General features: G+C 60.9%; 17 protein-coding genes and 2 pseudogenes. 8 read left to right on the top strand and 11 right to left on the bottom strand.

Annotation, left to right across the window (positions count from 1 at the left end; all coding sequences use genetic code 11):
* The 3 genes from moaC (at position 1) to lexA (ending at position 2,418) form a co-directional block, all read left to right on the top strand.
* Positions 1–480 carry a cyclic pyranopterin monophosphate synthase MoaC gene (gene moaC, locus ACZ1HA_RS05530; RefSeq protein WP_472713169.1) on the top strand — a complete coding sequence of 160 codons (480 nt, stop codon included), beginning with the start codon at positions 1–3 and terminating at the stop codon, positions 478–480.
* Entirely contained in the window at positions 477–1,649 is a 1,173-nt protein-coding gene (locus tag ACZ1HA_RS05525) for a molybdopterin molybdotransferase MoeA (RefSeq protein WP_472713168.1), read from the top strand. Before moaC ends, ACZ1HA_RS05525 begins: the two co-directional genes overlap by 4 nt.
* Positions 1,650–1,716: 67 nt before the next feature.
* Positions 1,717–2,418 carry a transcriptional repressor LexA gene (lexA, locus tag ACZ1HA_RS05520; RefSeq protein ID WP_472713167.1) on the top strand — a complete coding sequence of 234 codons (702 nt, stop codon included), beginning with the start codon at positions 1,717–1,719 and terminating at the stop codon, positions 2,416–2,418.
* A gap of 16 nt (positions 2,419–2,434) precedes the next feature.
* Here lexA and ACZ1HA_RS05515 read toward each other — a convergent pair whose 3' ends face one another.
* Entirely contained in the window at positions 2,435–4,465 is a 2,031-nt protein-coding gene (locus ACZ1HA_RS05515; protein ID WP_472715288.1) for a ComEC/Rec2 family competence protein, read from the bottom strand.
* A 98-nt stretch (positions 4,466–4,563) separates the two neighbouring features.
* Here ACZ1HA_RS05515 and gltX point away from each other — a divergent pair, with 98 nt between their 5' ends.
* The 3 genes and pseudogenes from gltX (at position 4,564) to ACZ1HA_RS05500 (ending at position 8,054) form a co-directional block, all read left to right on the top strand.
* Entirely contained in the window at positions 4,564–5,976 is a 1,413-nt protein-coding gene (gltX, locus tag ACZ1HA_RS05510; protein ID WP_472713166.1) for a glutamate--tRNA ligase, read from the top strand.
* 100 nt (positions 5,977–6,076) lie between these two features.
* Positions 6,077–7,373, top strand: a pseudogene (gene gltA / locus ACZ1HA_RS05505) (citrate synthase).
* A 369-nt stretch (positions 7,374–7,742) separates the two neighbouring features.
* The gene (locus ACZ1HA_RS05500) at positions 7,743–8,054 is read left to right on the top strand and encodes a hypothetical protein (protein ID WP_375228011.1); all 312 of its coding nucleotides are present in this window, start codon (positions 7,743–7,745) and stop codon (positions 8,052–8,054) included.
* Between the two features lie 9 nt (positions 8,055–8,063).
* Here ACZ1HA_RS05500 and ACZ1HA_RS05495 read toward each other — a convergent pair whose 3' ends face one another.
* The 10 genes and pseudogenes from ACZ1HA_RS05495 to ACZ1HA_RS05450 form a co-directional block, all read right to left on the bottom strand.
* Entirely contained in the window at positions 8,064–8,840 is a 777-nt protein-coding gene (locus tag ACZ1HA_RS05495; RefSeq protein ID WP_375228012.1) for an enoyl-CoA hydratase-related protein, read from the bottom strand.
* A gap of 92 nt (positions 8,841–8,932) precedes the next feature.
* Positions 8,933–9,397, bottom strand: coding sequence for a cytochrome c-type biogenesis protein (locus tag ACZ1HA_RS05490; protein ID WP_375228013.1), 465 nt, complete (start codon positions 9,395–9,397; stop codon positions 8,933–8,935).
* Positions 9,394–11,358 (bottom strand): heme lyase CcmF/NrfE family subunit, encoded by a 1,965-nt coding sequence (locus tag ACZ1HA_RS05485; RefSeq protein WP_472713165.1) that lies wholly within the window; start codon positions 11,356–11,358, stop codon positions 9,394–9,396. The genes ACZ1HA_RS05490 and ACZ1HA_RS05485 overlap by 4 nt, the downstream gene beginning before the upstream one ends.
* 59 nt (positions 11,359–11,417) lie before the next feature.
* Positions 11,418–12,004: pseudogene (locus ACZ1HA_RS05480) on the bottom strand (holin family protein).
* On the bottom strand, positions 11,995–12,606 hold the full coding sequence (locus ACZ1HA_RS05475; protein WP_472713164.1) for a holin-associated N-acetylmuramidase: 612 nt from the start codon (positions 12,604–12,606) through the stop codon (positions 11,995–11,997). Before ACZ1HA_RS05475 ends, ACZ1HA_RS05480 begins: the two are co-directional and overlap by 10 nt.
* Positions 12,607–12,687: 81 nt before the next feature.
* The gene (ccmE, locus tag ACZ1HA_RS05470; RefSeq protein ID WP_375228016.1) at positions 12,688–13,131 is read right to left on the bottom strand and encodes a cytochrome c maturation protein CcmE; all 444 of its coding nucleotides are present in this window, start codon (positions 13,129–13,131) and stop codon (positions 12,688–12,690) included.
* A gap of 6 nt (positions 13,132–13,137) precedes the next feature.
* Positions 13,138–14,166, bottom strand: coding sequence for an N-acetyl-gamma-glutamyl-phosphate reductase (argC, locus tag ACZ1HA_RS05465; protein ID WP_472713163.1), 1,029 nt, complete (start codon positions 14,164–14,166; stop codon positions 13,138–13,140).
* Between the two features lie 25 nt (positions 14,167–14,191).
* Positions 14,192–15,001 carry a glutamate racemase gene (locus tag ACZ1HA_RS05460; protein ID WP_472713162.1) on the bottom strand — a complete coding sequence of 270 codons (810 nt, stop codon included), beginning with the start codon at positions 14,999–15,001 and terminating at the stop codon, positions 14,192–14,194.
* Between the two features lie 25 nt (positions 15,002–15,026).
* Positions 15,027–15,953 carry a lysophospholipid acyltransferase family protein gene (locus ACZ1HA_RS05455; protein WP_472713161.1) on the bottom strand — a complete coding sequence of 309 codons (927 nt, stop codon included), beginning with the start codon at positions 15,951–15,953 and terminating at the stop codon, positions 15,027–15,029.
* A 28-nt stretch (positions 15,954–15,981) separates the two neighbouring features.
* Positions 15,982–19,380 (bottom strand): indolepyruvate ferredoxin oxidoreductase family protein, encoded by a 3,399-nt coding sequence (locus ACZ1HA_RS05450; protein WP_472713160.1) that lies wholly within the window; start codon positions 19,378–19,380, stop codon positions 15,982–15,984.
* A gap of 171 nt (positions 19,381–19,551) precedes the next feature.
* Between ACZ1HA_RS05450 and ACZ1HA_RS05445 the strand changes: the two genes are divergently transcribed.
* Together ACZ1HA_RS05445 and ACZ1HA_RS05440 are read left to right on the top strand one after the other, a co-directional pair.
* Positions 19,552–20,460 (top strand): LysR family transcriptional regulator, encoded by a 909-nt coding sequence (locus tag ACZ1HA_RS05445; RefSeq protein ID WP_436399459.1) that lies wholly within the window; start codon positions 19,552–19,554, stop codon positions 20,458–20,460.
* A 310-nt stretch (positions 20,461–20,770) separates the two neighbouring features.
* Complete coding sequence (locus tag ACZ1HA_RS05440; protein WP_472713159.1) at positions 20,771–23,020, top strand: mechanosensitive ion channel family protein; 2,250 nt, start codon at positions 20,771–20,773, stop codon at positions 23,018–23,020.
* Positions 23,021–23,073 lie beyond the last annotated feature (53 nt).

Raw genomic sequence — 23,073 nt, 5'->3', positions numbered from 1 at the left:
ATGACGGGCAAACTCACGCATTTCGACGCGCAGGGCGATGCGCATATGGTTGATGTCAGCGAAAAGGCGGTCACGGACCGGATCGCTGTTGCTGCAAGCTACATCAGGATGCTGCCGGAAACCTTTGATATCATTCAGCAAGGTCGCGCAAAGAAGGGTGATGTTCTGGGTGTTGCGCGCCTCGCTGGCATCATGGCGGCCAAGCGCACGGCAGACCTAATCCCGCTGTGCCATCCACTGCCGATTACCAAAGTTGCGGTAGATCTGACACCAGATCCGGACCTGCCCGGGTACCAGATCGAAGCCACCGTGCGCACTACCGGCCAGACGGGCGTTGAAATGGAAGCGCTGACCGCGGCCTCTGTCGCGGCCCTGACCGTCTATGACATGGCGAAAGCCGTGGACAAAGGCATGGAGATCGGCGGCACGCGTGTTCTGCTCAAGGACGGCGGCAAATCCGGACGATACGAGGCCACATGATCAGCGTTGCCGAAGCGCTTGACGCGCTTTTTGCGCTGACCGGTCCCATGGAGACGGAAACCGTCCCGCTGCGCGAGGCAGCAGGACGTGTGCTCGCCCGCGATGTTGCCGCCGCGCGCACGCAGCCGCCTTTTGCGGCCTCGTCCATGGATGGCTACGCGCTGCGGAGTGTCGAGGTCGAAGCGGATGCCATGTTCCAGGTGATCGGCGAAGCAGCAGCCGGCCACAGCTTTGACGGCACCGTCGGGCCGGGTCAGTGCACCCGTATTTTCACAGGCGCTCCGGTACCGGATGGTGCGGATTTTGTTGTTATTCAGGAAGATGTTACGCGACGCGGTGACCTGATCACGCTTGGACGCGACATCGGAAACAAGGACAATATCCGCCCGGCGGGTGGCGATTTCATCGCGGGCGATGCCATGACAGCTCCCCGCCGGCTGGGACCTGCGGATGTCGCACTGCTGGCTGCGATGAATATCGCCACGGTGCCGGTCTTTTGCAAACCATCCGTGGCGCTGGTTGCGACCGGCGACGAACTGGTCATGCCTGGCGAAACGCCCGGACCGGACCAGATTATCGCCTCCAACACGTTTGGCCTTGCCGCTCAGCTGGAAGCGCTGGGAGCCGTTCCGCGGCTGATGCCAATTGCCCGCGATACGGAAAGCTCGCTGAAAACCGTGCTGTCGCTGGCGGCCGATGCCGATCTGATCATCACCATCGGTGGGGCCTCGGTGGGGGATCACGACCTTGTGGCCGGCGTGGCCGCAGACATGGGTATGGAGCAGTCGTTCTACAAAGTTGCCATGCGCCCGGGCAAACCGCTGATGGCCGGCAGGCTGGGCGGCGTGCCGATGATCGGACTGCCGGGCAACCCGGTGTCCGCGCTCGTGTGCGGCACGGTTTTTGTGGCCCCCGTCGTGCAGGCCATGCTGGGGCTGCCATGCGCACCGGCCCGGCGGATGACGATCCCGCTTGCCACAGACATGGACGCGAACGGCCCGCGCGAACACTACATGCGGGCGCGGCTGGGGCCCGACGGTCTGGAACCTTTCGGGCGTCAGGACAGTTCGCTGCTGACGGTTCTTGCCGGTGCTGATGCGTTGCTGGTACGGCCGCCTCACGACCCCGCCCGCAACCGGGGCGAGAGCGTGGAATACATCCCGCTCTGAGCGGCAGTTGACACAAAACGTGAACAAGACTAGAACAAATCCACATATTGTGGCGAAGGGACAGGACATGCTCACGAAGAAGCAACTGGATTTGCTGGACTTTATCAACAGGCGACTGCAGCGGGACGGTGTTCCGCCGAGCTTTGACGAAATGAAAGAAGCGCTGGACCTGCGCTCCAAGTCGGGCATCCACCGCCTGATCACGGCGCTGGAAGAACGTGGCTTCATCCGGCGTCTGGCGCACCGGGCGCGGGCCATCGAAATTGTTAAACTGCCGGAATCCCTTGGCGGCGCACCACAGGGTGGCTTCACGCCCCGTGTGATTGACGGCGACCGTCCGGACGCACCGCCCCCATCCGGCGCACAACCGGTGAGCGGCGTACATGCAACCGAACTGCCCCTGATGGGCCGTATTGCTGCGGGCGTGCCGATTGAGGCGATCAGTCAGCAGTCGGCCAGCGTTGCTGTGCCCGGCGGCATGATCAGCGGTCAGGGCGAGCATTATGCGCTTGAAGTGCGCGGCGACTCCATGATCGAGGCCGGGATCAATGACGGCGACGTTGTTGTCATCCGGGAAACCTCGGTCGCGGACAATGGTGACATCGTGGTGGCACTGGTCGAGGATCACGAGGCGACGCTCAAGCGCTTTATGCGCAAGGGAAATACAATTGCCCTGGAGGCAGCTAACCCGGCCTATGAAACCCGCGTTTTCAGCGAAGACAGGGTTAAAGTTCAGGGCAAGCTTGTGGGCCTGATCCGCACGTACTGAAACACCCCGGGCGGGGTCAGCCCCGCCCCTCTTTCCACTGGGTCCACAGGCGGCTCCCGGTGGTGTCGCGCACCGAGACGAGCCGGAACCCGTCGCCGTCCGGCACCAGCGCCACCGCGCCGGTATTGCGCAGGCGGGACGGATCGAAGACATCGCAGTCGACATCGGTCAGGAGCAGGTCGTGGTTTGCCACGACGATCTGGTTCGCGTCACATCCTGAAAACGTCTCAGCTGCTTTTTTGCCCGAAAGATGGATGACCGAGATGCCGCCCGGCAGCACGCCCGCGCCCCCTTCCGGCCAGCGGCTGGCTGCTGTTTCCTGATCCACCGGCGCGCCATCGTTCTCCAGCCAGTTGCTCGCGATGAACCCCGCGCCACGCGGTTTGCTCAGCGCCCGGCCATCGGGCGTCATCACGCCCACCAGCGTGCCGTTCTCGGCGATCAGGCCCACGGGGCGGTCCGCCTGAACCCAGAGGATAAACGCCAGTACAACGGGTGCTGCCCCAAGAGACCGCAGACGTCCCTGCCAGATGATCATGAACAGAAACCCCAGTGCAATCATCGGCAGCACAGCGTTTCCTGGGCCCGGCACAAAAGAGCGCGCGCCGTCGAGACCGGCCACAAATGTGCCGACCGACAGGATCCACTGCAGCCCAAGCCCCATGATCCAGAGGCCGATCCAGTCGAGGCCAAAGGGGGCCAGTATGCCTGCCAGCACAGCCGCCGGCACGACCACCGACCCCATGACAGGCACAGACAGCAGGTTGGCCATCAGCCCGTAGTGGGACACAGCATTGAAATGGGCAGCCCCGATGGGGGCAGTCGCCAGTCCGGCAATTCCGGATGACAGAAGCACGGCCGTGACCGGCATAAGCCACTTCGGACCAGTCGAAATCCGGTGATCCCGCATATAGCCGAAGACGGCCACCAGGGCGGTTGTGGCGGCAAAGGACATCTGGAAGCCCGGTCCCAGCAGGGCCTCGGGCCGCAGGATAAGAACAATGGTTGCAGCAATGGCAACACCCCGCAGGCTGATGGCACGCCGGTTGAACAGCACCGCCGTCAGGGCCACGGCAACCATGATAAAAGCGCGTTCGGTCGCCACGTTGCCCCCCGACAACGCCAGATACACCGTGGCCGCCATCAGCGCACCAACAGCGGCCGCTTTCTTGGCCGGGATGCGCAGAGCCAGTGGCGGGATCAGGGCGATGATCACCCGCAAAAGCGCAAAGACAAAGCCGCTCAGAAGCCCCATATGCAGGCCGGAAATGGCCAGAAGATGTGCGAGGTTACTGGCGCGCAGATCCTCCAGCGCTTGCTGGCTGATCCCCGAGCGCGCACCGGTTGTGACCGCCACGGCGACACCGCCAACGTCCCCGGGCAGGACCTCCATAACGCGCGCGGATGCGGCCATACGCATCCGGAACACCGCCAGTCCCGCGGCCCCTTCGCTGGCCGGCGCGATGGCCAGAACAGGCACGCGGGTATAGCCCACCCCGCCCAGCCGCCCGAACCAAGCATGGCGCTGGAAATCGAACCCGCCGGGTTCAACCGGACCGCCCGGTGGCGAGACATGGGCCGTGGTCATGACCCGCAGACCGGGCGCAGGATCAACACTGGCGCTCTGGTCTCCGTGCAACGAGATACGTACGCGCGCCGGTGTGCGTGCAGGCGATATCCGCTCCATCACGACCTGGTCCAGCGTCAGGCGCAGTGCATCAGAGCTGCTGCGGTCGATATTCACAATCCGCCCCTCTACGGGGCCGTAATAGCGCCAGCCCAGCACGGGGCCCGCCACATCATGCGCGCGTTCTGCCGCCAGAAGAAACCCACCGCAGGTCAGCGCAAGACCAACGGCCAGCGGCCCCCACGCCTCGCCCAGCAGACGCGCTAGGAACAGCAGAGCAAGCCCCGCGCCGGCAACCCCCGCCAGAAAGGTCATCGACGGTTCAAAACGCAAAGAAAAATAACAGCCAATGCCCACGGCCAGCAGAACGGGCACCCATTCAAACAGATGGCCGCGCTGGATCAGAAGGACAGTTCTCATGGCCTGCACGCAGCACCTCCTTGCCCCCGGACACTGCACTGGATAGACACGTAGGACAGAGTTATCCCCCCATGGTTACTGAAAGGTAAACGCGCCTTATGTCCGCTCCGGTCGTCACACGCTTCGCCCCTTCGCCGACAGGCTTTCTGCATATCGGTGGTGCCCGCACGGCGCTCTTTAACTGGCTTTACGCGCGCGGACGCGGCGGAAAATTCCTGCTGCGGATCGAGGACACAGACCGCGCCCGCTCAACGCCTGAGGCCACCGAAGCGATCCTGGAGGGCATGGCGTGGCTGGGCCTTGATCATGACGGTGACATTGTCAGTCAGTTTGAAAATGCTCCCCGGCACGCCGCGGTGGCACAGGAACTGCTGGCCGCTGGCAAGGCCTATAAATGCTTCTCAACGCCCGAAGAGATTGCAGCCTTCCGTGATGCCGCGCGTGAGAAAGGGGAAAACACCCTTTTTCGGTCGCCCTGGCGGGACGCAGCCCCGGCCACGCACCCGGATGCACCCTTTGTGATCCGCATCCGCGCACCGCAGTCCGGCCAGACAGTGATCCGCGATCAGGTTCAGGGCGATGTCACCATCGACAACGCCCAGCTTGATGACATGATCCTGTTACGCTCGGATGGCACACCCGTCTACATGCTGGCTGTTGTTGTCGATGACCATGATATGGGCGTAACCCACGTGATCCGCGGGGATGACCACCTGAACAACGCCGCGCGCCAGATGATGATCTATGAAGCGATGGGCTGGGACGTGCCCGTGTGGGCGCATATTCCGCTGATCCACGGCCCGGATGGCAAAAAACTGAGCAAACGGCACGGGGCGCTTGGCGCACAGGAATACCAGGCGATGGGCTATCCGGCAGCTGGCATGCGCAACTATCTCGCGCGTCTGGGCTGGAGCCACGGTGACGACGAATTCTTTTCGGACGCGCAGGCGCGCGAATGGTTTGATCTCAGCGGGATCGGCAAAAGCCCCGCGCGGCTGGACTTCAAAAAGCTCGAAAACCTCTGCGGTCAGCATATTGCAGCGACAGAGGATGCCGCGCTGCAGCGCGAACTGGTAGCTTTCCTTGCGGCAGCCCACCAGCCTGAGTTGAACCCGGATCAGGCCGAATTGCTGGGTCGCGCCATGTATTGCGTCAAGGAACGGGCCAAAACATTCCCTGAACTCCTTGATAAAGCTTACTTTGCGTTAACTTCACGTCCGATCACGCCGGATGAGAAGGCCGCGAAAAATCTCGATTCAGTATCCCGTGGTATACTGGGAGAATTGACGCCGCAGCTGCAAAATGCTAGCTGGAGCAGAGAAAATCTGGAAGCGGTTCTGAACGCCTTCGCAGAAGCACGGGAAACCAAATTCGGCAAGCTGGCCGGTCCCCTGCGCGCTGCACTCGCGGGACGCGCCGTCACTCCATCGGTTTTCGATATGATGCTGGTGCTCGGTCAGGAAGAGACCCTTGCACGGCTGACCGATGCCGCTGATCAGGCCGCAGGGTAGCCCCCGCAAGCAAGCGCGCAGATGAATACGGCAGGACGCGGGACCGCTGCGTTTCTGACCCTACGGCGGGTCCCCCGCCCCCAGACTGGAAGGACGACAGATGGCCGAAAGCACAAAATCCGCAAAGCTGACCATTGATGGCGAGGAGTACGATCTTCCGATCTTTTCTCCGAGCGCGGGCCCTGACGTTCTCGATATCCGTAAACTCTATGCCCAGGCCGGTGTTTTCACCTACGATCCGGGCTTTACCTCGACCGCCAGCTGCGACAGCACCATCACTTTCATCGACGGTGGCGAAGGCGAACTGCTGCACCGTGGCTATCCGATCGACCAGCTGGCCGGCAAATCGCATTACCTCGAGGTCTGCTATCTGCTGCTTTACGGAGAGCTCCCCTCGCCCGCACAGCTTGAGGATTTTGAAAGCCGTGTGACAAACCACACGATGCTGCATGAGCAGATGATGAATTTCTTCCGCGGTTTCCGCCGGGATGCGCACCCCATGGCCGTTATGGTCGGCGTTGTGGGCGCGATGTCTGCTTTCTATCACGACAGCACCGACATCAGTGATCCCTGGCAGCGCGAAGTTGCCTCGATCCGCCTGATCGCGAAAATGCCGACAATTGCCGCGATGGCGTATAAATACACCATCGGTCAGCCGTTTGTGTATCCGCGCAACGATCTGGATTATGCGTCGAACTTCCTGCGTATGTGCTTTGCCGTGCCGGCCGAGGACTATGAGGTCAACCCGATCCTGAGCCGCGCGATGGACCGGATCTTTACGCTGCATGCCGACCACGAGCAGAACGCCTCGACCTCGACAGTACGGCTGGCATCCTCTTCGGGCGCGAACCCGTTTGCCTGTATTGCGGCGGGCATCGCCTGTCTCTGGGGCCCGGCACACGGTGGCGCCAACCAGTGCCTGCCTCGAAATGCTGAACGAAATCGGCACGCCGGACCGTATCCCGGAATTCATCGCCCGCGCCAAGGACAAGAACGATCCGTTCCGCCTGATGGGCTTTGGCCACCGCGTCTACAAGAACTTTGACCCGCGCGCCAAGGTGATGAAGGAAAGTGCCGACGAAGTGCTGGAACTGCTGGGCGTTGAAAACAACCCCATCCTGCAGGTCGCGAAAGAGCTCGAAGCCGCCGCCCTCGCAGATCCTTACTTCGCGGACAAGAAGCTTTTCCCGAATGTAGACTTCTACTCCGGCATCATTCTGGAAGCGATGGGCTTCCCGACATCCATGTTCACACCGATCTTCGCGCTTGCCCGCACCGTTGGCTGGATCTCGCAGTGGAAAGAGCAGATCAGCGACCCGCAGCTCAAGATCGGACGTCCGCGCCAGCTCTATCAGGGCGAGCTGACACGCAATTACACGGACATCGAAAACCGCTGATCCCTGCCTCGGTTTCAGACGATCAGACGGGCTGCCAGCCGGCGGCCCGTTTCGCTTTTCAGGACCGAATCGCAGGTAGGCGCCACCAGCCTCGTGCGGCGGTGTGCAGCGCTACTGTAAACCAACCGCAGCGTGAAAAATGGCAGGAATATGTCATTGTTTCTGGTCCCGATCCAATACCCCCAATTTCTTGACCGGCCCGTCACGCGATGAATAAATGAGACTGTCCCGGGCAGATTATTCCCGGGGTGGTTGTGCAACAGACGTTGCCGGGACGCGCTTTTCCGCGCTGACCGCTGAGGGGGCAGCCTTTTGTCAGTAAACCGGGCGTCCGCGCGACAGCCCGGCGGTATGGAAAAGAGTAACGTTATGCCACAGGCACACGCCCGTATGTCCGTCAGCGGATCAGGTCTCGCCCGTCAGATGCCCATTGCAGCCGGCTCGGTTCCCGGACCCGAAGGCGCATTGCTGCACGATGATGACGCGGAACAGGACCGGGTAGCGGTCGTGTATGACCATGGCGAAACACCGCCCTGCATCACCGTCACTGATGCCGGTTCCGGTGTCCAGACCGTGCTCGCCAATGGCGTGGCCGTTGCGGTGGTCGCACGCGCCGAAGGCCCGAAGATCACCGCGGATGACGTGTTGCTGGTGGAGCGGTTCGTCAACGCGCGCGCGTGAGACCGGCGCTTACCGGCCCTCAAATTTCGCTGCACGTTTTTCGGTGAATGCCAGAACACCTTCTTTGAAGTCGCGCGACCGGCCGCAATTGCCCTGCTGACGCGCTTCCAGCGCCAGCTGGTCCTCAAAGCTGTTGTCCCAGCTGCCCCGGATCACCTTTTTAATCGCGGCATAGGCTGCTGTGGGCCCCTCAGCCAGATAGGCCGCGCGGGACTTCCAGGTCTCTTCAAACGCATCATCGGCGACCGCTTCCCAGATCATGCCCCAGTCATCCGCCTGCCGGGCGCTGATGCGATCCGCAAAAAGCGCGGCCCCCATGGCTTTCGCACCGCCCATCGTGCGCGGCAGCACCCAGGTGCCACCCGCGTCCGGGATCAGGCCAATGCGGGAAAACGCCTGCAGGAAATAGGCGCTTTCGGTGGCGATCACCACATCTGCGGCAAGTGCCAGGTTGGCTCCTGCCCCGGCGGCCGCGCCATTGACAGCCGCAATTGTCGGCACCGGACATTCCGTGATTGCCCGCAGCATCGGTGCATATTCATCGCGCAGGGTCCGTTCCAGGTCGATGCTGTCTGCCCCGACCCGGTCGCCCAGATCCTGGCCAGAGCAGAACGCCCGGCCCGCACCTGTCAGGACCACGACGCGCGCACGCTTGCCCGCCTCCGTCACGGCATAGGCCACTTCGGCACGCATCTGTGTGGTCAGCGCATTCATTCTGTCGGGCCGGTTCAGCGTGATCGTCGCCACGCCCGATTGCTCTGTGCAGATGAGCGTCTGATAGTCCATGTGGTGCCCTTTCCTGACCCGCCGCAGCCCCGCGGGCCGCGCTTCAGGCACTTCATACCAAACTGATCAGTTCAGAAAAGAGGTACAATGCGTCAGTCGCGCATGATTTCCCGCAAACGCGCCTGTTCGTCCTCACTCAGTGCGGCCTCCTGGGGTGCCGCGGCCCCGGCACGCCCGCGCAGATAGACGAACCCGAGCCCCAGTGCCGTGAGCAGCATCAGCGGCCCCGCCGCATAAAGCAGCCAGTTGGCGCCCGTCACCGTCGGCTGAAACAGGACATATTCGCCATAACGCGCCACGACGAAATCCACTACCTGCGCATCCGTATCCCCTTCGACCAGACGTTCACGCACCAGGAGCCGCAGATCCCGCGCGACATTGGCGTGGCTCTCATCGATGCTCTCATTCTGGCAGACCGGGCAGCGCAGACCTTTGGATATCTCCCGTGCGCGTTCCTCAAGCACAGGATTGTCCAGCACTTCGTCGGGCTGCACCGCCAGCGCCGCGCCCGAAAGACCCGGCAGCAACAGCAGCACCACGAGCAAAACGCGTATCATTCTGCAGGTACTCCGCTGGGTGTTTTGCGCGCGCCTGCGGCAACGCGGAAACGGCGGTCAGAGAGGCTCAGGAACCCACCCAGCGCCATCAGACCGCTGCCAATCCAGATCCAGTTGGTGAGCGGTTTGATATAGGTGCGTACGGCCCAGCCACCCTGCGCCTGTTCGTCGCCGATCACCACGTAGACGTCCCGCGCGAGATCATAGTCAATCGCAGCTTCAGTCGTCGGCATCTGCGCCACAGGGTAGATCCTTTTTTCAGGCGTCAGTTCCGCGATGTCGCGACCGTTCTGGGACAGTGTAACAAACCCCATGGTCGACAGATAATTCGGCCCTTCGATCTGGCGCACATCGTTCAGCGTCAGCGTATAGCTGCCCACCGCAAAGGGTTCCCCGATCTGCGCCACGCGGATGTCTTCCTGTTTCCAGGCTGTGAGTCCCGCGACCCCCATCATCGTGAAGCCAAGCCCGGCGTGTGCGACCATCTTGCCCCAGTCGGCCCGTGGCAGCCGCCACAGCCGCGCCCAGCGATCAGGGCCGCGACCCGCACGCTGAACCAGATCAACGACCGTGCCCATGACCACCCAGGCGGCGAGGAACATGCCGATGGGGCCGATCAGGCTGCGCCCCGTCTGCATGGCCCAGGCCAGGCCACCGATGGCCAGAGCCAGGACGAACACCAGCTTGAGCGGACGCGCCGTGCGCAGCACCCGAGCGCGCTTCCATGGCATCGCCGATCCGATAGGCAGGATAAGCCCCAGCACGATCATAAAGGGCGTGAATGCCATGTTGAAAAACGGCGGGCCCACGCTGAGTTTGCGGTCAAAGAACATCTCGGCCACCAGCGGCCACATGGTGCCCACGAAGACGACGAAACAGGACACGGCCAGCAGGATGTTGTTGGCAAGGAGTGCACTTTCCCGGCTGACGAGACTGAAAATGCCACGCGCCTCCATCGCCCCCGCCCGGAGCGCGAACAGGATCAGCGCGCCCCCCATGAAAAAGGCCATGATCATCAGGATGAACACACCCCGTTCGGGATCGTTCGCAAAGGCGTGCACAGATGTAAGCAGGCCGGACCGCACAATGAACGTACCGATCAGCGAAAAGCCAAAGGCGAGGATGGCGAGCAGGATCGTCCAGCTTTTGAGGCTTTCGCGTTTTTCAACGACAATCGCCGAGTGCAAAAGTGCGGCGGCCAGCAGCCATGGCATGAAGGACGCATTCTCAACCGGGTCCCAGAACCAGAACCCACCCCAGCCGAGTTCATAATAAGCCCACCAGGACCCCAGCGCGATGCCGATGGTCAGAAAGACCCACGCCGCCAGCGTCCAGGGGCGCACCCAGCGGCCCCAGGCCGCATCAACGCGTCCTTCGATCAGCGCCGCCACCGCAAAGCTGAACGCCATGCTGAGACCAACGTATCCCAGGTACAGAAACGGTGGATGGAACGCGAGACCCGGATCCTGCAGCAGCGGGTTCAGGTCCTGGCCGTCAAAAGGCGGCACGGCCATCCGCAGAAACGGGTTCGAGGTGAAGATAATAAAGGCAAAGAACGCCACACCGATGGCCGCCTGAACCGCCAGAACGCGGGCGCGCAGCGTGGGCGGCAGGTTGCCCCCGAACCAGGCCGCCATCGCCCCGAACAGGGTCACGATCAGCACCCACAGCAGCATAGACCCTTCATGGTTGCCCCACGTCCCGCTGATTTTATAGAGCATCGGCTTGGCCGAATGGCTGTTCAGCACAACGAGCCTGAGACTGAAATCAGACGTGATGAACGCCCACATCAGTGCAGCGAAGGCAAAGGCCGTCAGCAGAAACTGGATGTTAGCCGCCGGTTCAGCGACCGCCATCCACGACGGCCAGCGCTTGTGTGCGCCGACCAGTGGCACCACGGTCTGAACGATAGCGACCAGAAAGGCCAGCAACAGGGCGAAATGTCCGAATTCTGTGATCATAGGGCAGAGTATAATCTCCGCCCCGGCCCCGTCCAATGCGAAAGCGCCGGATCAGATGATCACTTTGTCGCGGGTGGCAGTGTTGTTTTCCATTCGTTCAGCGCGGCGTTCGGTTCGGGCTGCAGTGCGGCGAGGCCCAGCCGGCTGTCCGGACCGGTATCAGCCACGCCGGGTGTGTCAGCTGTCAGCGCGCGCAGGGCGGCGATATTCTGTATCACCTGAGGTGCCCGCGCCACGGTTTGCGCAATAGAACGCTGAAACTGCTGGCTTTTCACCTGATGGCGTGCGCCGAAGTAAAAGGAAACGATGACGCCCAGCAACCACCAGAGCGGTTCGGGCACGAGCGCGATGCCCTGCATCCGTGCAGCGAACCAGACCGGATCCGCCATCGCGGCGATAAACAGGCCCAGTGTTCCCAATGCCAGAGCCGGACGCGGAAGCCGGTTCACACCATCCATGATCCGGTCAAAAAGCCCATCGCGCCGGGTTTCAAACTCGGCCGCGTATTGCTTGAGAACTCAATACGCAGCTCCTGATCGCGCATGGCATCTTCTTCTGCATTCTCGCGGAACACTTCAACTGTGTCTTTCAACACATTGCGACCGCCACCAAAAATGGTGTTCAGAATTCCTGTGATCAGCCCCATGCCGAAATCCTTTCCCTGAATTGCTGCTCTGTAAGGTGATAACGCGGCGCAATGAATTCCTCAGCCCTGCGTATCCAGCCACCCTTTCCGCCCGCTCGGGTCCGCGCGTATTTTCGGCTGGCTGCGCGCCGGTCGGCGATGCGGAAATAGTAGTTTCGGCGGGCGATACCGTAAGCGTCAGCCAGATAGTCCGGCGCCTCCATCCAGGCCGCCTGTGCCGCGCCAATAGTCTTGGAACCCAGAACACCATCCACCACGAGATCATGCCCCATATCCCGCAGCAAACGCTGCAGGATCCGGACCGCATTGCTGCCCGCGTTGACGTACATATCGAAAACGGTGGCATGAAGCGGCTGCGGCAGCTTCTCGATCAGCGGCTTCCGGAAATAGTGTTTTTCAAATATTTCAACGGCCTGCTCCTTGGTCAAGGCACGCACGTCAGAGACGTTCACCGACCCGTCGCGGTTCAGGTCAAGCCCAAGACGCCTCATGGTATGAATGGTTACGCCGAAATTTGTGGCTCCGCCCGGATCGTCCGGATCGTTCACAAAGCCACCTTCGCGCGCCACAATCTCAGTGGCGATCTGCCTGACGGTCTGCATCGCTGTCCCCTTCGCGCATGTATCGTTGCGCAGGAGAATGCGTCAGTTCCGTTAATTTACGTTGATACCACCGTGACGGTGCTAACTGTCAGCGCCCTTGTAAACACCCTGTTCCTTAAGGGCGTCCACGACCTCTTTAGGCATGTAGGTCTCATCGTGTTTTGCAAGTATTTCAGAGGCTTCAAAGACGCCGTTGATGTATCTTCCGGTTCCGACCATGCCCTGGTTCTCTTCAAAAAGGTCAGGCAGAACACCTGTATAGGTCACCGGGACAACTGCACCGCCGTCGGTAACACTGAACCGGATCGTCTCCCCCTGGCCCCGCTTCAGCGAGCCTTCTTCGACCAGCCCACCGATGCGGAACACCTCTTCCGGTCCCGGAGGTTCAGCCAGAACCTGGCTGGGCGCGCGGAAGAAGTTGATACCGTCCCGCATGGCATATCCAATCAGGACGGTCGACAGAACAAGCGCCACCGCAGCAACGGCAACAACCTGGATACGACGTTGTTTCTTCAGGCTTTTCATGTCACCTCATGGGAACAGCGGGGCCATCATCAGCCCTTCGGTCTCCTCAATACCTAACATCAGGTTGGCGTTTTGCAACGCCTGGCCACTGCTACCTTTTGTCAGGTTATCCAGCGCCGCCACAATGATCGTCCGGCCCGGAATTCTGTCAGCGACAACTCCGATATGACAGAAGTTGGATCCGCGGATGTGACGCGTGCCGGGCGCTTCGCCCATAGGCAAGAGTTCGATGAAAACTTCACTGGAATAGGCGTTTTCCAACGCGTTATAAATGGCTTGTGGATCACCCTTAACGTAAGCGGTAGCCAGAATACCACGGTTTGCAGGGATCAGATGTGGCGTGAACTGAATTCTGACAGGCCTGCCTGCCACATCCGAAAACTCCTGATCGAATTCACCAAGGTGGCGATGGGTACCGCCAACTGCATAGGCATTGTAGCCTTCCGACAGTTCCGCATGTAGCAGGTTCTCTTTCAGGCTGCGCCCGGCGCCCGACACGGCACATTTCAGATCGAGCACAATCCCATCGAGATCAATTACCCCTGCCTGGATCAACGGCCGCATCATGTACTGGCCAGTGGCTGCATTGCACCCCGTTCCCGCAACAAGGCGCGCCTTCCGGATCTCTTCCCGGTAGAACTCGGTCAGGCCGTAGACTGCTTCCTTCTGGATCTCGGTTGCTGCGTGGTCATTCCCATACCACTGTTTGTACGCGGCAGGATCCCGAAGCCGGAAATCGGCGCTGAGATCCACGATACGCAGCGTTTCCGGCAGACGGGAGATCACTTCCTGACTGGTTTTATGCGGCAGGGCACAAAAACAGAGATCTATGTTTGCAAAGTCGATCTCATCAATTTGCAAAAGCGTGGGCAGCTCAAGGTGCCGCAGATGTGGGAAGACCTGCGCAATTGTCTGCCCTGCTTTGGAGTTTGCCCCCAACGCTTTGATTTCCATGGATGAATGACCGGCGATCAGCCGGATGAGCTCGGCACCGGTGTAGCCGGATGCGCCAAGAATAGCGATTGAATACGTCATGAGTCGGTCCGTAATAGAGAAAAGATCAGGCTGCCTGGAACGTGATCTGTCGTCGGAGGAACTGTGTTGCGCGGTCACTGACCCGGGCAGGATCACCTGTTGTCAGGAACGAGGCCGCACCGCTGCCCAGCATATCAGGATGCCGGTCCAGGTAGTCCGCCAGACTGTCAGCAACCAGCGACGCCTGACTGAACACCCGCACGTCCTCTCCCAGGGCGGACTGAAAATAATCCTGCATCAGGGGATAATGCGTACAGCCAAGAATTGCCGCATCAGGATCCGGCATTTTCCGTTTCAGAGCATCGACATGGCTGCGCACCAGCGCTTCTGCCAGGATCATATCGCCATCTTCGATGGCATCGACCACACCGCCGCAGGACTGCGCCTCAACATCCACGCCGATCGCCCGGAAGGCCAGTTCACGCTGAAAGGCGCGACTGGCCACTGTTGCCGGTGTTGCAAATAGAGCCACATGCCGCACGGCCACTTCGCGCGGGGGCGAATTATCGCCCCACTGGCGTTCCGTCAGCGCCTCGATCAGCGGCACAAATACGCCCAGAACCCGCCTGTCCGCCGGGACCCAGCTTTCCTGCATGCGCCTCAGTGCGGCCGCCGATGCGGTGTTGCAGGCCAGAACAACGAGGTTGCACCCCGCATCAAAGAGCCGCTGCACCGCCGAACAGGTCAGTTCGTAGATATCATCCGCCGTGCGGACCCCGTACGGGGCATGCGCGCTGTCAGCCAGATAAACGACCGGCAGATCCGGCATACGCTGGTTCACGGCATCCCAAACGGTCAGCCCGCCCAGTCCACTGTCAAAAATGCCAACCGCCATGGTGCCGATCCCTCAGAGCACCCGCTCAGTTCCGGTGCCGCGCCTCAAATTCATATCCCAGCTCATATTTCTGCGCCGGGTCTGCAGAAAGTCCATACGTGGCTTTTCGCAGGAAATCCATCATCGCTTTACTGTCACGCGACAAAGAGTCAAGCCGCGCAGGGTCAAGCGGGCGGCCGATGGCCACGCGCACAGACGTATCCACCCGTTTGCCGAACTCCTTGATCAACAACCCCATCCGCAATGTACTGTGCAGATGGCTGGCGATCTGAAACAGCCGGCTGGTGTGGCCGTCGAAATACATCGGCACCACTGTAGCCTGCGATTTCGCCACCATACGTGCCGTGAAACTGCGCCAGCCCGGGTCCATTGGCTTTGAAAACGGGCGCGCCGCAGTGCTGACCGTGCCGCCCGGAAAAATTCCGATGGCCCCGCCTTCAGCCAGGTAGGCCAGCGCTGTTTTCCTGGTTTCGATATTGGTGTTCAACGCCTCGCGGGTCTCATTAAAACTCACCGGCAGCACAACGCGGTTCAGATCGGGCGACTTACGGAAAACCGAATTGGCCAGAATGCGGAAATCGCCGCGCGTCTGCGCGAGGATGTGCCCCATCATCAGCCCGTCAAGAATGCCGTAAGGATGGTTGGCCAGCAGAATGAGCGGTCCGGTCGCCGGAATATTGTCCAGCGCCCCTTCGGCGATGTCGAGGCTGAGCCCGTAACGGTCCACCATCACATCAAAGAAATCGCGTCCCGCTGCGACTTCATGCTCATAGCCCGCAGCCCGCCGGATCAGCCCCAGCCTGCCCGTCGAATTCTCCATCAGCCGGATGAGCGCACGGCCGCCGCGCGATCCGGCTGACCACGAATAACTGATATCCGCTGCGGCATTTGAACGGAGGGTCAAAAGTTCAGGTCCTCTGTCGGGCTGGCTGTCCGGATCGGGACCTATCATGCCCGGTGTTTATGACAATCCTGTAAATTTATTCTGCGGCCTGCGCCGTCGCCGGACCACCTGCGCGGATGGTTGCCAGAAGTGCCTTGCGCGCGTCCGCCGCCTTGCGGGCATTGGCCTCTTTGACCGGCCCGAACCCCCGGATCTGCATGGGCAGTTCCGCCAGGGCTATGATTGCCGGACGGGTTGCCTCGTTCAGCAAGGGCAGAACTTCCTTCATGTCCTTTTCATACTGCCGGATCAGATCACGCTCCATACGACGCTCAGCGGTGTAGCCAAAAATGTCGAACGGCGTGCCCCTGAGGAATTTCAGCCTCGCAAGCAGCCTGAGCGGACGTTCGATACGTTGCCCAAAGGCACGTTTCGCGGGGCGCCCGTCCGGCCCCGTGCGGGACAGCATCGGGGGAGCCAGGTGGTAAGTCATGCGGAAATCGCCCTCAAACTCTGCTGCGGCCTTTTCAGCGGTTGATTTCAGCAGCCGGGCGACCTCGTATTCATCTTTATATGACAACAGCTTGTGATACGATGTTATTGCTGCGTCACGCACCTTCTGATCGTCAATTGTGTCCAGAAATCGCCGGTATCTCCGGGCCAGCCGACGTCCCTGGTAGGCAACCAGATGGTCCGCCCGGAACCGGATCCTGTCATCGGCAGTTTTGGGTAGTTCGATGACTTTCGGCTCGGTCACGGCAGCGGCATCCTCCGGATGAAGAACGGCCCAGCGCCCGATGTCAAAGGCACGCAGGTTACGCTCCACCGCCGCACCGTTCAGCGTAATCGCCTCGCGAATGGCCTCTTCTGACAGCGGCAGGTAGCCGCGCTGCCAGGCCGCGCCAAAGATCATCATGTTTGAGAAGATGGAATCGCCCAGTGTGGCACGTGCCAGCTCGGACGCATCAAACATCGACAGCCTGTCCCTCAGGCGCGATTCCAGCGCAATGCTCAGCTGTTCCTGCGGCAGACGGAATTCCGTGTCGCGTGTAAAGTCACCGGTAATGATTTCATGGCTGTTCACAACAGCGCCCGTCCGGCCGGTGCTTGTAAGACCCAGCGTTTTTGCACCCGCGGAGACCACGAGATCGCCCCCGATGAGCACATCTGCCTCGCCGGTTGCGACGCGTATCGCACTGATATCATGCGGATTATTGGCCAGCCGGCAATGGATGTGCACCGCGCCGCCCTTTTGGGCGAGGCCCGCCATCTCCATCATTCCGGCACCCTTACCGTCCAGATGTGCGGCCTGCGCCATCACGGCACCGATGGTCACAACCCCGGTACCACCGACCCCGGTGATCACAACGTTAAACGTGCCATCAATCTGCGGCAGTTCCGGCGCAGGAAGATCCGGCAGGTCCAGCTGCGCGGTGGGCTCCTTGCGCAGCTTTGCGCCCTCAAGCGTCACGAAAGACGGGCAGAACCCTTTGACGCAGCTGAAATCCTTGTTGCAGCTGGACTGATCAATCGCCCGCTTACGTCCCAGTTCGGTCTCTTTCGGCACGATGGACACACAGTTCGACTGCACCCCGCAGTCGCCGCACCCTTCGCAGACATCCGTATTGATAAAGACCCGCTTGTCCGGGTCCGGGAACAGCCCGCGTTTGCGCCGTCTGCGTTTTTCGGCAGCACAGGTCTGGATATACACTATCGCACTGACACCGGGGGTCTTTGCAAAGTTCTCCTGAACAGTTTGCAAATATGCCCGCTCGTGTATCTCCACGCCTTTTAAGGCATCAAAATCAACATCTTCCTTTTCGTCATAGACAACGGCAAGGGTTTTGACGCCCATGGCGCGCAGTTCGTTTACAATACGGGGCGCGGAAAGATCACCGTCATTGCCCTGACCACCCGTCATCGCAACCGCGTCGTTGTAAAGGATCTTGTAGGTGATGTTGGTCCCGTTGCTCAGCGCCGCGCGGATCGCCTGCACGCCGGAGTGGTTGTATGTCCCGTCTCCCAGGTTCTGGAACACATGTTCCCGCTTTGAAAACGGTGCCTCACCGATCCAGTTGGCGCCCTCGCCGCCCATATGTGTAAAGCCCGACGTTTCACGGTCCATCCAGATCGCCATGAAGTGGCACCCGATGCCGGCATAGGCACGGCTGCCCTCGGGCACCTTTGTCGACGTGTTATGCGGACAGCCCGAACAGAAGTACGGCAGACGCGCTGCGATCTCAGTAGCATTGTCTGCCCGTCGCGCCTCTTCCAGAGTGGCGAGCCCTGCCGTGACCGCCTCGTTGCTGCGCCCCTCTTCGACCAGAACTTCGCCGAGCTTCTGGGCAATATCCACCGGATCCGGGGCCCACTTGGACGAGAAAAACTCAACGCCGTCCTTACGGCCGCCATAGACCCTGCGCCCACGGCGATCGTCAAAAATGGCTTCCTTGATCTGCACTTCGATCAGTTTGCGCTTTTCCTCAACGACAACAATCAGGTCGAGCCCTTCGGCCCAGTCGTGAAACCCCTTCATGTCAAGCGGCCAGGTCTGCCCAACCTTGTAGGTGGTGATGCCAAGCCGTTCGGCGTCCGCCTCATCAATGTTCAGAAGGCTGAGCGCGTGCACCAGATCCAGCCAGTTTTTGCCTGCCGCCACAAAGCCGATCTTTGCGCCCGGCTTGCCCCAGACCCGCTTGTCCATGCGGTTGGCATGCGAAAACGCCTCCGCCGCATAGCGTTTATGATCGATAAGACGCGCCTCCTGATCGACGCGGTCGTCCACAAGGCGGATGTTCAGCCCACCCTCCGGCATATCATAGTCGGGGGTAACAAAGGACAGCCGGTTCGGATCGCCATCGACGACGGATGTAACCTCAACGGTGTCCTTCATGGTCTTGAGCCCGACCCAGACCCCGGCATAGCGCGACAGCGCATACCCGTAGAGGCCGTAATCCAGCACTTCCTGCACGCCCGCCGGGCTGACGACCGGCATATAGGCATCGACCATGGCGAATTCGGACTGGTGCAGCACGGTTGACGATTCACCGGTGTGATCGTCGCCCATGGCCATCACAACCCCACCGAACGCGGAGGAACCGGCCATATTGGCGTGCCGCATGACATCGCCCGACCGGTCGACACCCGGACCCTTGCCGTACCAGAGCCCGAAAACGCCGTCGAAACGCCCCTCGCCCCGCAGTTCCGCCTGCTGGCTGCCCCAGAGCGCGGTGGCAGCGAGATCCTCGTTCAGACCGGACTGGAAGGTAATGTCATGCTCTGTAAGCGGCCCCAGCGCGCGCTGCATCTGCATATCCACGGCACCCAGCGGCGATCCGCGGTAGCCGGTTACAAGGCCGGCAGTATTCAGCCCGGCGGCCACATCGCGCGCCTTCTGCATCAGCATCAGACGCACAAGCGCCTGGGTGCCGTTCAGAAGCACCGGGCTCTTTTCCAGATCATACCGGTCGTTGAGTGTAATTTTCTGTGTGCTCATCAGGCGCCCTCCCCGGCGTGTCCAGTGTTGCACATATTTCCCTCAATAATAGGTCACAAAAGCTGACCTGTATAGAGTGAATCCCGCAAATTTGAGCGCACGTGTCTCTCGACCCTGTATTTCCACGCCGGATAGCGCTACCAACCCGTGAACACTTTTTCGGGATACGTCATGGACTGGGACAAGCTGAGAATTTTCCACGCGGTGGCAGATGCCGGGTCTCTGACGCACGCAGGCGACAAGCTGAATCTGTCGCAATCCGCGGTCAGCCGCCAGATCCGCGGTCTTGAGGAATCGCTGAACGCCACGCTCTTTCACCGCCATGCGCGGGGCCTGATCCTGACAGAACAGGGTGAGCTGCTGTTTGATGCCACCTCCGCCATGTCGCGGCGGCTGGACACGGCATCGGCCCGCATCCGCGACAGCGAAGAAGAGGTTTTCGGCGAGCTGCGCGTGACCACGACCACCGGGTTCGGCACCCTCTGGCTGGCCCCGCGCCTGCCGAAACTCTATGAGGAATACCCCGATCTCAAGATCGACCTGATGCTGGAGGAACGGGTGCTGGATCTGCCCATGCGCGAAGCCGATGTGGCGATCCGCATGAAAGAGCCCAGCCAGGCGGACCTGATCCGCAAAAAACTGATGATGATCCGCATGTGCCTCTATGCGACCCCGGATTATCTGGACGAACATGCCGCTCCGCAGGAAATCGACGACATCGAGGACCACCGTCTGATCTGTCAGAATACCGACAGCGACCAGGTGGGCGCCGGTCGCAGCCTGGTGCAGCACCTGATGACCTATGATCTGCGCTCGCTGCTGACGGTGAACAACTATTTCGGCGTGCTGCAGGGTGTGCTGCATAATCTCGGCATCGGCGTGCTGCCGGATTACGTGACCCAGGATTTCCCGGACCTTGTTCAGGTACTGCCTGACCTTGAGTCGGCCGATGTGCCTGTTTTTCTGGCGTATCCGGAGGAATTGCGGCATTCACAGCGGGTCGCGGTCTTCAAGGATTTCGTTCAGGACGAAATCATCAGCTACCGTAAACAGCTGAGAGAAAAACAAAAAACTGACTGAATGGTCAGCTATGCAGAATCCGCATACCAGACATGATGCCGCATATGCATAATCTGCCTTGATCGGTGGCAGATCGCATCCTATTTCAGCACTCGAAGGAGGCGGAACGCTGTTCTGCCCTTCATACCTCCCTGTTGGACTTGGCCGAGCTTCATGCTCGGCCTTTTTTTTGCGGCCGCCCTGCAACAACAGGTGGCAGTCTGCGCACGCCCTGACCGTCATACTTGCAATAGACCGCGGATGCGTCAGTCTGGCTGCGCTGATCAACCGGGGGCTTCAGATGAGTGTTCGATTCGTATGGGTGTGGGCTGTGAGCCTGGTACTGGCAGTGCTGTCCGGCCCCGGGATGGCACAGACCCTGAGCACAGGCGGCTCCGAAGCCCCTGCGGCGGTTGAAGTCCCGGAGGATCTGACCCCGGAACTCGTGCGTGACCTTGTGGCCGGCCTGACCGACGCACAGATCCGCCAGCTGCTGCTGGAACGCCTGGACGCTGTGGCAGAGGCCCAGCAGGCGGCAGCAGAAGAAGCGTCGGAAGCCGGTGCGAACCTCTTTTATCATGCCACAACCGGCGCGGTGCAGGAGATCATCATCTCTGTGAAAAAGCTGCCGGTGCTCTTTGAACGACAGCCACAGGCCTTTGCGCAGTTCTTTGAAACCTTCGGCGGCAGCGGCATCCTGCAGATGCTGGGCTTTTTCGCGATCATTCTGGCAGCAGGCTTTGCTGCGGAATTTGTGGTCAACCGCCTGACCCGCCGCTGGCATCTGACCACTGCGGACGGCGACACCGAAGCCCCCCGCCGTGCGGTCACAACGCTTGCCAAAAAGCTGTGCCGCGACCTTCTTGGGGTCTTCGTCTTTGTTGCCGTGGCGCGCACGGTTGCCTTTTCTGTGCTGCCCCCTGCAATGCTGCCCTATGGCGGCATTATCCTCTTCAATCTGGTCGCCCTGCCCCGTATCGCTGTAGCACTGGCCGGGTTCCTTCTGTCGCCCCGGCAGCCCGAATACCGCTTTGTGAACACCGATGACCGGACGGCCCGCTTCCTCAGCCGCCATATCCTCGGGTTCTCTCTGCTGGTGGGCTTCATGCTCGCCATTCTTGAATTCAACGCCATCAACGGGCTCGAAGCCGGTGCCACACGGCTGGGCTTCTGGCTAAACCTCGCGGTGCATCTCTATATCGTCTGGATGGCCTGGCAGGCCCGCAACGGTCTTGTGGAGATGATGCGCGGCGCTGATGACGACGTAAGCGCAGTCGAGGAGCGCGTCTCGCGCGCCTATCCCTGGTTTGCCATCGCCGTGTCTGTTGGCACCTGGTGGCTGGTAAACATCCTGGTCAGTTACCAGGCCTGGGAACTGCTCGGCTCAGCCCCGCATTTCAAAAGCATGGCCCTGCTGCTGCTGGCCCCGGCCATGGACACGGCCGTGCGCGGGATCGTCAAACACCTGATGCCGGAGATGTCCGGCGAAGGTGTCATTGCGGAACGCGCGCATATTGCGGCTGAACGGTCGTGGGTGCGGATCGGGCGCGTGATCGTCTTCGGTCTGGTGATCATCCAGATCGCCAACTTCTGGGGCATGTCACCTGTACGCATTGCCACCGGAGCCGTGGGAGAACAGTTCGCGGCCAGCATCATCGAATTCCTGATCGTGGTCGCCACAGGTTATCTCGCCTGGGAAGTCGTCTCACTGGTCGTGAACCGTCAGCTGGCCGCCGAGATGACCGCATCCGGTGCAGTGCCCGATGAGGAAGCCATCGGCGGTGACGGCGGTGGCGCGGGCGGGTCGCGCCTGTCCACCGTTCTGCCGCTCATCCTGCTGGCGGCCCATACGGCGATTGCTGTGCTTTTTTCGCTTATCGCGCTCAGCGCGCTGGGGATCGACACAACGCCGCTTCTGGCCGGTGCCGGGATCGCCGGTCTGGCCATCGGTTTCGGTGCCCAGAAACTCGTCACGGATGTTGTTTCGGGCATCTTCTTTCTGGTCGACGACGCCTTCCGCGTCGGCGAATATGTTGAAGTGGGCGACACCAAGGGAACGGTCGAGAAAATTTCTGTCCGTTCCATGCAGCTGCGCCATCACCGCGGCCTGGTGCATACCCTGCCCTATGGTGAGATTCCCAAGATCACCAATTACAGCCGCGACTGGGTGATCATGAAACTCAAGTTCACCGTGCCGTTCGACACCGATCCGGAAAAAGTGCGCAAGCTCTTCAAGAAAATCGGTCAGGAGGTCCAGGCCATGGATCTGTACAAGGACGACATGCTGCAGCCGTTCAAATCGCAGGGCGTGTTTGACTTTGACGACGTGGGCATGGTGATCCGCGGGAAATTCATGGCCCGCCCCGGGTCGCAGTTCATGATGCGCAAGGAAATCTACAACCGGGTGAAAGCCGTCTTTGACGCCAATGGCATTGAATTTGCCCGCCGCGAGGTGCGCGTGAATGTAAATGCGGACGAGGATGCTGTGGACACTGACCAGGTCGCCGGGGCAGCCGCCTCAGGGGCGGTCCAGGCCGGTCTCGCCGGGCAGCAGGGCGGCGCGGGTGGCGATACGCGCTGACCGGTATCACAATCGCCCCTTCCCTGTGTGCCGCAGCCCATGTAAGAGGTGCG

It is taken from the genome of Roseobacter sp. S87 (assembly GCF_055693285.1).
Note: the sequence above shows the minus strand (reverse complement) of the source record. Positions and strands in the feature narration are given on the sequence as shown.